This window comes from Microbacterium sp. S308A+, from assembly GCF_049800815.1.
Taxonomy (GTDB): domain Bacteria; phylum Actinomycetota; class Actinomycetes; order Actinomycetales; family Microbacteriaceae; genus Microbacterium.
In genome coordinates this window covers 751,615-764,303 of the sequence record NZ_JBNAFT010000002.1, presented here as the reverse complement: position 1 = coordinate 764,303, position 12,689 = coordinate 751,615, and the positions used below count along the sequence as shown (strand labels likewise).

General features: G+C 63.3%; 6 protein-coding genes and 3 rRNA genes. All 9 read right to left on the bottom strand.

What is annotated here, in order from left to right; all coding sequences use genetic code 11:
• Positions 1-49: 49 nt before the first annotated feature.
• The 9 genes from rrf to argC all read right to left on the bottom strand — a co-directional run bounded on the left by rrf (position 50) and on the right by argC (position 12,472).
• Positions 50-166 (bottom strand): 5S ribosomal RNA (gene rrf / locus ACP15J_RS09500).
• A 101-nt stretch (positions 167-267) separates the two neighbouring features.
• Positions 268-3,370 (bottom strand): 23S ribosomal RNA (locus ACP15J_RS09495).
• Between the two features lie 381 nt (positions 3,371-3,751).
• A 16S ribosomal RNA gene (locus ACP15J_RS09490) occupies positions 3,752-5,276 on the bottom strand.
• The 16S, 23S and 5S rRNA genes sit together here, the layout of an rRNA operon.
• A 502-nt stretch (positions 5,277-5,778) precedes the next feature.
• Positions 5,779-7,209 (bottom strand): argininosuccinate lyase, encoded by a 1,431-nt coding sequence (gene argH, locus ACP15J_RS09485; RefSeq protein ID WP_424936745.1) that lies wholly within the window; start codon positions 7,207-7,209, stop codon positions 5,779-5,781.
• A complete protein-coding gene (argF, locus tag ACP15J_RS09480; RefSeq protein ID WP_424936744.1) occupies positions 7,206-8,138 on the bottom strand; it encodes an ornithine carbamoyltransferase in 933 nt (310 codons plus the stop codon). Before argF ends, argH begins: the two co-directional genes overlap by 4 nt.
• Positions 8,135-9,355 (bottom strand): acetylornithine transaminase, encoded by a 1,221-nt coding sequence (locus ACP15J_RS09475; RefSeq protein ID WP_424936743.1) that lies wholly within the window; start codon positions 9,353-9,355, stop codon positions 8,135-8,137. Before ACP15J_RS09475 ends, argF begins: the two co-directional genes overlap by 4 nt.
• Entirely contained in the window at positions 9,352-10,269 is a 918-nt protein-coding gene (gene argB, locus ACP15J_RS09470) for an acetylglutamate kinase (protein ID WP_424936742.1), read from the bottom strand. Before argB ends, ACP15J_RS09475 begins: the two co-directional genes overlap by 4 nt.
• Positions 10,266-11,423 carry a bifunctional glutamate N-acetyltransferase/amino-acid acetyltransferase ArgJ gene (gene argJ / locus ACP15J_RS09465; protein ID WP_424936741.1) on the bottom strand — a complete coding sequence of 386 codons (1,158 nt, stop codon included), beginning with the start codon at positions 11,421-11,423 and terminating at the stop codon, positions 10,266-10,268. Before argJ ends, argB begins: the two co-directional genes overlap by 4 nt.
• Complete coding sequence (gene argC, locus ACP15J_RS09460) at positions 11,420-12,472, bottom strand: N-acetyl-gamma-glutamyl-phosphate reductase (RefSeq protein ID WP_424936740.1); 1,053 nt, start codon at positions 12,470-12,472, stop codon at positions 11,420-11,422. The genes argJ and argC overlap by 4 nt, the downstream gene beginning before the upstream one ends.
• Between the last annotated feature and the right edge of the window lie 217 nt (positions 12,473-12,689).

The window sequence follows — 12,689 nt, the reverse complement described above, 5'->3', positions numbered from 1 at the left end:
GTTAACGCAGAATGGCCACCCATCTCTGGGTGGCCATTCCGTAAAGGGAGTCCGGCGGTGTCCTACTCTCCCACAGGGTCCCCCCTGCAGTACCATCGGCGCTGTGAGGCTTAGCTTCCGGGTTCGGAATGTGACCGGGCGTTTCCCTCACGCTATGGCCGCCGAAACACTATTGACGTTTCAGTCATACACACAACACAAGATGTTGTGTGGTTCCCGACCATACGTCGAGAACCACAAAGTGGACGCAAGCACCAAGAACGGTGTGTTATCAAGTCATCGGCTTATTAGTACCAGTCAGCTGCACACGTTACCGTGCTTCCACATCTGGCCTATCAACCCAGTAGTCTGGCTGGGAGCCTCTCCACCCGAAGGTGATGGAAGTCTCATCTTGAGGCCGGCTTCCCGCTTAGATGCTTTCAGCGGTTATCCATCCCGAACGTAGCTAACCAGCGGTGCTCCTGGCGGAACAACTGGCACACCAGAGGTTCGTCCAACCCGGTCCTCTCGTACTAGGGTCAGATCCTCTCAAACTTCCTACGCGCGCAGCGGATAGGGACCGAACTGTCTCACGACGTTCTAAACCCAGCTCGCGTACCGCTTTAATGGGCGAACAGCCCAACCCTTGGGACCTACTCCAGCCCCAGGATGCGACGAGCCGACATCGAGGTGCCAAACCATGCCGTCGATATGGACTCTTGGGCAAGATCAGCCTGTTATCCCCGAGGTACCTTTTATCCGTTGAGCGACAGCGCTTCCACAAGCCACTGCCGGATCACTAGTCCCGACTTTCGTCCCTGCTCGACCTGTCAGTCTCACAGTCAAGCTCCCTTGTGCACTTACACTCGACACCTGATTGCCAACCAGGTTGAGGGAACCTTTGGGCGCCTCCGTTACTCTTTGGGAGGCAACCGCCCCAGTTAAACTACCCACCAGGCACTGTCCCTGAACCGGATCACGGTTCGAAGTTAGATATCCAGAGTGACCAGAGTGGTATTTCAACAATGACTCCACATGAACTGGCGTCCACGCTTCAAAGTCTCCCACCTATCCTACACAAGCCACACCGAACACCAATACCAAGCTGTAGTAAAGGTCACGGGGTCTTTCCGTCCTGCTGCGCGTAACGAGCATCTTTACTCGTAATGCAATTTCGCCGAGTTCGCGGTTGAGACAGTTGGGAAGTCGTTACGCCATTCGTGCAGGTCGGAACTTACCCGACAAGGAATTTCGCTACCTTAGGATGGTTATAGTTACCACCGCCGTTTACTGGGGCTTAAATTCTGAGCTTCGCCGAAGCTAACCCGTCCTCTTAACCTTCCAGCACCGGGCAGGCGTCAGTCCGTATACATCGTCTTGCGACTTGGCACGGACCTGTGTTTTTAGTAAACAGTCGCTACCCACTAGTCTCTGCGGCCACCACACCCTTTCGGAGTAAATCCTAATAAGTGGATGGCCCCCCTTCTCCCGAAGTTACGGGGGCATTTTGCCGAGTTCCTTAACCACGATTCTCTCGATCTCCTTGGTATTCTCTACCTGACCACCTGAGTCGGTTTGGGGTACGGGCAGCTAGAACCTCGCGTCGATGCTTTTCTCGGCAGCATAGGATCACCCACTTTTCATCCGCATCGTGTCTCAGCCTGCATGAACGGCGGATTTGCCTACCGTTCGGCCTACGCACTTGCACCAGGACAACCATCGCCTGGCTTGGGCTACCTTCCTGCGTCACACCTGTTAATACGCTAGCCGCACCAGCATGGGGTCGCGCGCTCCCCAGCACGGTGCCACCCGAAGGTGACGATGCACTGGTTTGGGCGCTTAGCACCACTGGATTAGCTTGGGCGGTTCTTCGCCGGTACGGGAATATCAACCCGTTGTCCATCGACTACGCCTGTCGGCCTCGCCTTAGGTCCCGACTTACCCAGGGAAGATTAGCTTGACCCTGGAACCCTTGGTCTTCCGGAGGACGTGTTTCTCACACGTCTTTCGCTACTCATGCCTGCATTCTCACTCGTGTAGCGTCCACGGCTGGTTCACACCGCCGCTTCACTCGCCACACGACGCTCTCCTACCCATCAACACGGCTGGACCACGAAGGCCTACCAATAATGTCAATGCCACAACTTCGGTGGCGTGCTTGAGCCCCGTTACATTGTCGGCGCGGAATCACTTGACCAGTGAGCTATTACGCACTCTTTCAAGGGTGGCTGCTTCTAAGCCAACCTCCTGGTTGTCTGAGCAACTCCACATCCTTTCCCACTTAGCACGCGCTTAGGGACCTTAGTTGGTGGTCTGGGTTGTTTCCCTCTCGACTATGAAGCTTATCCCCCACAGTCTCACTGCTGCGCTCTCACTTACCGGCATTCGGAGTTTGGCTGACGTCAGTAACCTTGTAGGGCCCATCGGCCATCCAGTAGCTCTACCTCCGGCAAGAAACACGCAACGCTGCACCTAAATGCATTTCGGAGAGAACCAGCTATCACGAAGTTTGATTGGCCTTTCACCCCTATCCACAGCTCATCCCCTCAGTTTTCAACCTAAGTGGGTTCGGCCCTCCACGACGTCTTACCGTCGCTTCAGCCTGGCCATGGATAGATCACTTCGCTTCGGGTCTAGGACATGCGACTAAAACGCCCTATTCAGACTCGCTTTCGCTACGGCTACCCCACACGGGTTAACCTCGCCACATATCACTAACTCGCAGGCTCATTCTTCAAAAGGCACGCTGTCACACCTACCAGGGGTGCTCCAACGGTTTGTAAGCAAACGGTTTCAGGTACTATTTCACTCCCCTCCCGGGGTACTTTTCACCTTTCCCTCACGGTACTTGTCCGCTATCGGTCATCTGGGAGTATTTAGGCTTATCAGGTGGTCCTGACAGATTCACACGGGATTTCTCGGGCCCCGTGCTACTTGGGATACACACCACGCCAGAACACGCATTTCGACTACGGGGTTGGCACCCTCTATGACCGGCCTTTCAAGACCGTTCGTCTATACGCTTCTGTCACGTCGATCCTTCGGCAGAAAAATCAGGTATGTCCCACAACCCCGAGCATGCAACGCCTGCCGGCTATCACACACACCCGGTTTAGCCTGATCCGGTTTCGCTCGCCACTACTAACGGAATCGCGGTTGCTTTCTCTTCCTGTGGGTACTGAGATGTTTCACTTCCCCACGTTCCCTCTACCCGCCCTATATATTCAGGCGGGAGTCACTAGGTCGGCACGCCGCCCAGCGGGGTTTCCCCATTCGGACATCCTCGGATCAAAACTCGCTTATCAGTTCCCCGAGGCTTATCGCAGATTGCTACGTCCTTCTTCGGCTCCAGATGCCAAGGCATCCACCGTTTGCTCTTAAAGACTTGAAATCACATGAGTTCATCAAGAATCGAAAAATTCGAAATTGACTAATGATCTTTAAGATCATCAAAACGACACAACCCCAAAGGGCCATGTCGAAGATGCTCGCGTCCACTGTGTAGTTCTCAAAGTACGGGCGGCACCCCTCCCCACCTCCCACAAAGGAAGACAGCAAGAGGCCCAGAGGAACGGACTCACATCCGGTCCCTCAGGACCCAACAGCGTGCAGACACCCCGCTCACCCATCCCCCCTTTCCCACCGCGAACGGCGTACTCAGAGAAACAAACTGCGCTGATGCCATGTCAAACGTTCCACCCATGAGCCCCAGCGAACCACATTCGGATTCGACCTGGGTTCTGGACACCCGAAAGTGTCAGATGCTCCTTAGAAAGGAGGTGATCCAGCCGCACCTTCCGGTACGGCTACCTTGTTACGACTTAGTCCTAATTACCGATCCCACCTTCGACGGCTCCCTCCACAAGGGTTAGGCCACCGGCTTCAGGTGTTACCGACTTTCATGACTTGACGGGCGGTGTGTACAAGACCCGGGAACGTATTCACCGCAGCGTTGCTGATCTGCGATTACTAGCGACTCCGACTTCATGAGGTCGAGTTGCAGACCTCAATCCGAACTGGGACCGGCTTTTTGGGATTCGCTCCACCTCACGGTATTGCAGCCCTTTGTACCGGCCATTGTAGCATGCGTGAAGCCCAAGACATAAGGGGCATGATGATTTGACGTCATCCCCACCTTCCTCCGAGTTGACCCCGGCAGTATCCCATGAGTTCCCACCATAACGTGCTGGCAACATAGAACGAGGGTTGCGCTCGTTGCGGGACTTAACCCAACATCTCACGACACGAGCTGACGACAACCATGCACCACCTGTTCACGAGTGTCCAAAGAGTTGACCATTTCTGGCCCGTTCTCGTGTATGTCAAGCCTTGGTAAGGTTCTTCGCGTTGCATCGAATTAATCCGCATGCTCCGCCGCTTGTGCGGGTCCCCGTCAATTCCTTTGAGTTTTAGCCTTGCGGCCGTACTCCCCAGGCGGGGAACTTAATGCGTTAGCTGCGTCACGGAATCCGTGGAAAGGACCCCACAACTAGTTCCCAACGTTTACGGGGTGGACTACCAGGGTATCTAAGCCTGTTTGCTCCCCACCCTTTCGCTCCTCAGCGTCAGTTACGGCCCAGAGATCTGCCTTCGCCATCGGTGTTCCTCCTGATATCTGCGCATTCCACCGCTACACCAGGAATTCCAATCTCCCCTACCGCACTCTAGTCTGCCCGTACCCACTGCAGGCCCGAGGTTGAGCCTCGGGATTTCACAGCAGACGCGACAGACCGCCTACGAGCTCTTTACGCCCAATAATTCCGGATAACGCTTGCGCCCTACGTATTACCGCGGCTGCTGGCACGTAGTTAGCCGGCGCTTTTTCTGCAGGTACCGTCACTCACGCTTCTTCCCTGCTAAAAGAGGTTTACAACCCGAAGGCCGTCATCCCTCACGCGGCGTTGCTGCATCAGGCTTCCGCCCATTGTGCAATATTCCCCACTGCTGCCTCCCGTAGGAGTCTGGGCCGTGTCTCAGTCCCAGTGTGGCCGGTCACCCTCTCAGGCCGGCTACCCGTCGACGCCTTGGTGAGCCATTACCTCACCAACAAGCTGATAGGCCGCGAGCCCATCCTCCACCAAAAAATCTTTCCAAACACTAACCATGCGGTTGCGTCTCATATCCAGTATTAGACGCCGTTTCCAGCGCTTATCCCAGAGTGAAGGGCAGGTTGCTCACGTGTTACTCACCCGTTCGCCACTAATCCCCCAAAGCAAGCTAAGGGTTCATCGTTCGACTTGCATGTGTTAAGCACGCCGCCAGCGTTCATCCTGAGCCAGGATCAAACTCTCCGTAAAGAAAAAATGCATACAACCCCGGGAAAACGAGGCCGCAGCGAGTTCGAAACTGACCAAAGAGACAAAATCAACTGACTTCATCCAATGCCACCCAAAAAGAGTGGTCTTCGATCCAAAGGAATCTCCCCCAGCCGAAGCCGAGGCGAGGTTACTTGGCATTTGACAAGTGCACGCTGTTGAGTTCTCAAGGAACGGATGCTCCCACAGATCAGCCTCGCGGCATCGCAGGTGGGGCAACGTCTCTCGCTCCTCCCTGCACCCGGAGGCGAGACGGAGAAGCGAGTTTCCCATTCTAGCGCATCGGCCACCACAGGGGAAGCTCTTGCTCGAAGGTTGGGAGTTGTTCGCCGCTTGGGGAGTCAGGCCTTCCGGCCCTTTCGCTCTACCGCTTGGGGCGAACAGGTAATAACTTACGCGGACCTACGGATCCGGGCAAATCGTCGCAGGATCCCGGGCGTGTCGGAGCCTCCGGCACCCGAGGGCCGCATCCGCCGGATCGGGGTCACAGTCCGAGGGCATGCGCGGCCGTCTGCGCACGCGCGACCAGCTCGACTCGCTGCTCCTCGACGCGCACGGGCGCCGTCCCTCCTGCTCCGTCACGACTGGCGACAGAGCCCTGGACCGTGAGGACCTCGCGCACGGAGGGCACGAGGTGCGACGACACCTCGGCGAGCAAGCCGTCGGAGGCGTCCTCGAGCCCGATCCCTCGTTCCTCGCACGCCCGGACCAAAGCCCCGGAGATCTCGTGTGCCTCACGGAACGGCACCCGGTTCTTGACCAGCCATTCCGCGACGTCGGTCGCGAGCGAGAAACCCTGAGGGGCGAGCTCGGCCATCCGCTCGGTGTGGAAGCGAAGCGTCGCGACCATGCCGGTGAACGCCGGCAGCACGGTCTCCAGCGTCACGACCGAGTCGAAGATCGGCTCCTTGTCCTCTTGGAGGTCGCGGTTGTAGGCGAGAGGGAGCCCCTTGAGCGTGGCGAGGAGCCCGGAGAGGTTGCCGATCAGCCGGCCGGACTTCCCCCGGGCGAGCTCGGCGATGTCGGGGTTCTTCTTCTGGGGCATGATGCTCGATCCCGTGGAGTACCCGTCGTCGAGGGTCACGAAACCGAACTCCCGTGTGTTCCAGAGGATCATCTCCTCCGAGAGCCGGGAGAGGTTCACCCCGATCGTCGCCGCGACGAACGCGAACTCTGCCACCACGTCCCGCGCCGCAGTGGCGTCGAGCGAGTTCTCCGCCGGACGGTCGAGACCGAGCTCCCGCGCGACGAGAGCCGGGTCTAGTCCGAGCGTCGATCCCGCCAGCGCACCCCCGCCGTAGGGGGAGACGCCGGCCCGTGCCCGCCAGTCGACCAGTCGCTCGAGGTCGCGCACGAGCGGCCAGGCATGTGCCTGGAGGTGATGCGCGAGCAGCACCGGCTGCGCGTGCTGCAGATGCGTGCGGCCGGGGAGGATCGCCGAAGGGTGCGCCTCGGCCTGAGCGACGAGGGCATCGATCAGCCGGAGCACGTCGCGTGCGATCACCCTGGCATGGTCGATGAGATACATCCGCACGAGAGTCGCGATCTGGTCGTTGCGACTCCGCCCGGCGCGAAGACGTCCGCCGAGCTCGGGACCGACCTCACGAATGAGCGCCGCCTCGAGAGCGCCGTGCACGTCCTCGTCGGCGGGGTCCGGCCGCAGCGAGCCGTCGGCGACCGCCCGGGCGAGGGTGTCCAGGCCCTCGTCCATGCGGCGCTCCTCGTCGGGCTCCAGGTATCCCGCCGCCGCCAATGCCTTGGCGTGGGCACGGGACCCCGCGATGTCATAGGGCGCCAGTACCCAGTCGAAATGCGTCGAGCGACTGAGCAGAGCAAGCTCGGGACTGGGTCCGCCGGCGAAGCGTGCACCCCAGAGCGCGCCTTCGTTGGTCGTCCCTCCGCCGTCGGCGCTCACTTCTCGCCCTGCTTCCCGAGAAGCCAGACCAGCAGAGCCTTCTGAGCGTGGAGCCGGTTCTCCGCCTCATCCCACACGACGCTCTGCGGACCGTCGATCACCTCGGAGTCCACTTCGTATCCTCGATCGGCAGGCAGGCAGTGAATGAAGATCGCACCAGGAGCGGCCAGCTCCATCATCCCGGTCGTGACCTTGTACGCGCCGAGATCACGGAGCCGCTCTCGTTTCTCCTCCTCCTTGCCCATCGACACCCAGGTGTCGGTGACCACGACGTCGGCGCCGACCGCCGCCTCGTCCGGGGCGGTGAAGAGCGTGATCGATCCCCCGGTCTCCGCCGCACGGCGCTCGGCAGCCTCGATCACGTCGGCGCGCGGCGCATAGGCGGAGGGAGAGGCGACGCGGACGTGCATCCCGGCAGTGACGCCGGCGAGCACGTAGGAGTGGGCCATGTTGCTGCGCCCGTCGCCGAAGAACGACAGCGTCAGACCCGCGAGCTCCCCCTTGTGCTCACGGATCGTGAGCAGGTCGGCGAGCAGCTGGCAGGGATGGAAGTCATCCGAGAGGGCGTTGATCACCGGCACGCGCGTCCCCGCGGCCATCTCCTCGAGCCCCGACTGCGCGTAGGTTCGCCAGACGATCGCGGCGACCTGGCGTTCCAGCACCCGGGCGGTGTCGGACGGCGTCTCCTTGCCGCCCAGCTGGCTGTTGGCCGTGGAGATGATCAACGGGGAGCCGCCGAGATCGGCGATGCCGACCGCGAAGGACACGCGAGTCCTGGTCGAGGATTTGTCGAAGATCACCGCGACGGTCTGCGGACCGGCGAGGGACTTGTCAGCCCACCGGTCCTTCTTCAGCTCGATCGCGAGATCCAGGACCTCGGCCTGCTCGGCAGGGCTGAGGTCGTCGTCGCGAAGCAGGTGGCGGGTCATGCGGGACTCTCCGTGGCGGTGGGATGGGATTCGGGGTCGAGGGTCTCGGCGACCGCGGCGAGCGTGGCCCCGAAGAGATCGAGGAACTCCGCCACCTCGGCATCGCCGATCGTGTAGGCGGGTGCGATGCGGATGACATCGTCGGTCGGGGCGTTGACGATCAGTCCACGCTCCTGAGCCGCCTCGCGGACCACCGCGGCGACGGGGCGGTCAAGCACGATGCCGATGAGGAGACCGGCTCCCCGGGTGCCCTTCACGAGGGGAAGTCCACGGACCGCCGCGCGCAGCTCCGCCCCCCGCGCGCGGACGTTCATCAGGAGGCTCTCGTCCTCGATGTGCGCGAGCACCGCGTTGGCGACCGTGCTGGCAAGCGGATTGCCGCCGAAGGTCGAGTTGTGGGTGCCCGGGTAGAACAGCCCGCTCGCCGCGCCGAACGTGATGAGGGCTCCCATCGGGAAGCCGCCCGCGATGCTCTTCGCGACGGTGACCGCGTCCGGGACGATGCCGGCGCCCTGGAAGGCGAACCACTCCCCCGTGCGCCCCGAGCCGGTCTGCACCTCGTCCAGGATCAAGAGGGCATCGTGCGCGGTGGCGAGCTCTCGTGCCCGGGCGAGGAAGCCCTCGGGGAGCTCCACGACCCCGGCCTCGCCCTGGATCGGCTCGATCACGATCGCCGAGACCGTGTCGTCGAACGCCTCGTCAAGCCCGGCGATCGTCCGTGCGACGGTGCGGACACCGGGAAGCGCAGGCTCGAACGGCTCGCGGTACGCGGCCTTAGGCGTGAGCGAGAGGGTTCCCATCGTCCGTCCGTGGAAGGCGCCCTCGATCACGAGGATGGTCGTGCGGCCGCTCTTGTTGCCATGCAGACGCGCGAGCTTGATGGCCATCTCGTTGGCCTCAGCACCCGAGTTCGCGAGGAACACCCGCCCGGCGTCGCCAGTGCCGGCCAGACGCTTCAGACGCGCGGCCAGCTCCAGCTGCGCGGGCGAGGCGAAGTAGTTCGAGATGTGCGTGAGGGTCGCAGCCTGACGCGACACCGCCTCGACGAAGACGGGATGGGCGTGCCCGAGGGAGTTGACCGCGATCCCGCCGAGGAAGTCGAGATAGCGACGACCGTCGGCGTCCCAGACCGACGACCCTTCGCCGCGCGTGAGCAGGGCGAGTCGTCCGCCCAGGCTCATCAGGTCGTTCGTTGCGCTCTGCTGCCAATCGCTCATCCGGCGACCGCCTCTCCGTCCGCGACCACTTCCGTGCCGATCCCCTCGCTGGTAAAGAGCTCGACGAGGACCGAGTGTGCGACTCGGCCGTCGATGATGGCCGCAGCCGTGACCCCTCCCTGGACCGCGTCCAGACAGGCGCGCATCTTCGGGATCATGCCGGACTCCAGCGAAGGGAGCATCTCGGCCAGCTCGGAGGCGGTGATATGGGAGACCAGCGAATCCCGGTTCGGCCAGTCCGCGTAGAGTCCCGCGACGTCCGTGAGGATCACGAGCTTCACCGCGCCGAGAGCGGTCGCCAGCGCCGAGGCCGCAGCGTCCGCGTTGACGTTGAGAGACTGGCCTGGATGGTCCAGATCCGGCGCGATGCTGGACACGACCGGGATGCGCCCCGCCGCGAGATGGTCCAGCACCGGGGTCGGGTCGACCTGGACCACGTCGCCCACCCGGCCGAGGTCGACCTCCTCGCCGTCGAGGATCACCCCGCGGCGGCGGCCGCCGAACAACCCGGCGTCCTCTCCGCTGAGTCCTGTCGCGATCGGGCCATGGCTGTTGATCTTCGCCACGAGCTGCGGGTTGATGTGCCCGGTGAGCACCATGCGCACGACGCTGATCGCCTCGGTCGAGGTGACCCGGTAGCCGCCCTTGAACTCGCTCGGGATTGCGAGCCTGTCGAGCATGTTCGAGATCTGCGGTCCGCCGCCGTGCACGACGACGGGCTGGACTCCCACATAGCGCAGATAGGCGATGTCCTGGGCGAAGGCGTCCTGCAGCTCGTCGCTGATCATCGCGTTGCCGCCGTACTTGACGACGACGATCTGATCGCGGAACCTCTTCAGCCAGGGCAGGGAGTCGATGAGGGTCGCGGCCTTCTCGGCGGCGATCTCGGGGGCGGTGTCTTGCAGGTCGCTCATGAGGAGTAGGCGCTGTTCTCGTGGACGTAGTCGTGGGTGAGATCGTTCGTGAGAATGGTCGCGCTCGCGGCCCCGGCCTTCAGGTCGATGACGAGATCGGTCGCGCGCGGCGTGAGGTCGACGTCCTCGCGCGGCCGATCGGGGCCTCCTGCCGAGCACACACGGACGCCGTTCATCCATACGTCCACGTCGTACGGATCGAACTGCGCGGACGTCGTGCCGATCGCCGCCAGCACACGCCCCCAGTTCGGGTCGTTCCCGAAGATCGCGGCTTTGAAGAGGTTGTTGCGGGCGACCGATCGGCCCACTTCGACGGCCTCGTCCTCGCTCGCCGCGCCCCGGACCTCGATCGTGATGTCATGGCTCGCCCCCTCGGCGTCCTGCTGGAGCTTCTTCGCAAGGTCGCCGCTGAGCGCCGCGAGCGCCGCGGCGAACGCCTCCGGGTCCGGTCGCATCCCGGAGGCGCCGTTGGCCAACAGGGTGACCTGGTCGTTCGTCGACATGCAGCCGTCCGAGTCGAGCCGATCGAAGGTGGCGTCCGTCGCCCGCCGGAGGGCAGCGTCAGCCTCGTCGGCGTCGAGATCGGCATCGGTCGTGATCACGACGAGCATCGTCGCGAGCCCCGGCGCGAGCATGCCCGCCCCCTTCGCCATCCCGCCGATCGTCCAGCCGTCGCCGGAGACGACCGCGGTCTTGGCGACCGTGTCCGTCGTCATGATCGCCTCGGCGGCGGAGAGACCTCCCTCGGCGCTCAACGCGCGGACACCCGCATCGACGCCCTCCAGCACCCGGCGGCGGAACGTCTCGTCCCCCGTGCCGATGAGGCCGGTGGAGCAGACGACGACGTCACCCGCGCTGACGCCGAGGAGCTCCGCCGCCTTCTCGGCGGTGAGGTGGCTGGTCTGGAACCCGAAGCTGCCGGTGAAGCAGTTCGCACCGCCCGAGTTGAGCACGACGGCCTCGACGGTGCCGTCCTTGACGACCTCCTGGGACCAGAGGATCGGGTTGGCCTTGGCCCGGTTGCTGGTGAAGACCGCGGCGCCAACCTTGCGCGGACCGCGGTTGACGATCACGGCGACATCGGGCTTGCCCGTGCTCTTGAGACCGGCGGCGACACCGGCTGCCTCGAATCCCTGCGGGGCGGTGACGCTCACGGCGCGACTCCGTTCGTGGTCAGCGCTGTTCCTTCAGGGAGGCCGAGCGCGAGGTTCATGGACTGGACCGCCGCTCCTGCGGTCCCTTTGACGAGGTTGTCGACGGCGGCGACGACCGTGACCCGGTTCGCCGCCCGGTCGATCGCGAGACCGAGGAGAGCGGTGTTCGCCCCGACGACGTCTGCGGTGCGGGGGAACCGTCCGGCCGGAAGCAGCTGCACAAAAGGCTCATCGGCGTATGCCCGCTCCCAGGTGTCCCTGATCTGCTCGTCCGAGACGCCGGGGGCGATCGGGGCGGTGCTCGTCGCCAGAATGCCGCGCGCCATCGGCACGAGGACGGGAGTGAAGGAGATGCGGATCTCAGATCCGTCGGTCCCCGCTGCGGCGGCGAGCGCCTGGCGGATCTCCGGGATGTGCCGATGGGTGCCGCCGACGGCGTAGGGGTTCGCCGAGCTGAGGATCTCGCTCGCGAGGAGGTTCGTCTTCAGGCTCTTCCCCGCGCCGGAAGGACCGACCGCGAGCACGCTCACGATGTCGGCGGGATCGATCACGCCCGCTGCGACGCCGGGCCCGAGGCTCAGGCTCACGGTCGAGGCGTTGCACCCGGGGGCGGCGATCCGGCTCGCGCCGCGCAGCGTCTCGCGCTGCTTCGTCCCCCCGACGAGGAGCTCCGGCACGCCGTACGCCCAGGGCTCGTGGAAGGCCCCGCCGTAGAAGGCGTCCCAGGCGTCCTGCGAGGTGAGACGGTGGTCCGCCCCCGCGTCGATCACCAGAGGCGCAGCGCCGAGGGCGTCGGTGTACTGGCCAGACTGACCGTGCGGCAGGGCGAGGAAGACGACGTCATGGCCGGCGAGGACCTCCGGCGTCGTATCACGAAGGGTGAGGTGCGCGAGGGAGCGCAGATGAGGCTGGTGCTCGACGAGCGGCTGACCGGCGTTCGAGTGCGCGGTGACGGTGCGGATCTCGATGTCGGGGTGGCCCGCGAGGAGGCGGAGGATCTCGCCGCCCGCGTAGCCGGATGCGCCGGAGACGGCGACGGAATACGTCATGCTTCTACCTTAACGGTCGGGGTCGGAGGAGCCGGGGCGGCGACGCCGACGCTCGACCGTCTCCGAAAGCACCGGGACGAGAGCGCGGGGTCGCCTAGAGTCGGCGGCCGCCTCGGCGGCTGCGGCGTCGGCGCTCTGGAGCGACGCTCGGGACGAGCGTGGCGGAGGCGGGCGCAGCCGGAAGCATGTCGCGACCATAGCGTGATGCTTCACGACG

Bases quoted from the DNA above. Each gene is read 5' to 3' on its own strand.
- argC (WP_424936740.1), bottom strand. From the start codon at position 12,472: ATGACGTATTCCGTCGCCGTCTCCGGCGCATCCGGCTACGCGGGCGGC.
- argF (WP_424936744.1), bottom strand. From the start codon at position 8,138: ATGACCCGCCACCTGCTTCGCGACGACGACCTCAGCCCTGCCGAGCAG.
- argB (WP_424936742.1), bottom strand. From the start codon at position 10,269: ATGAGCGACCTGCAAGACACCGCCCCCGAGATCGCCGCCGAGAAGGCC.
- ACP15J_RS09475 (WP_424936743.1), bottom strand. From the start codon at position 9,355: ATGAGCGATTGGCAGCAGAGCGCAACGAACGACCTGATGAGCCTGGGC.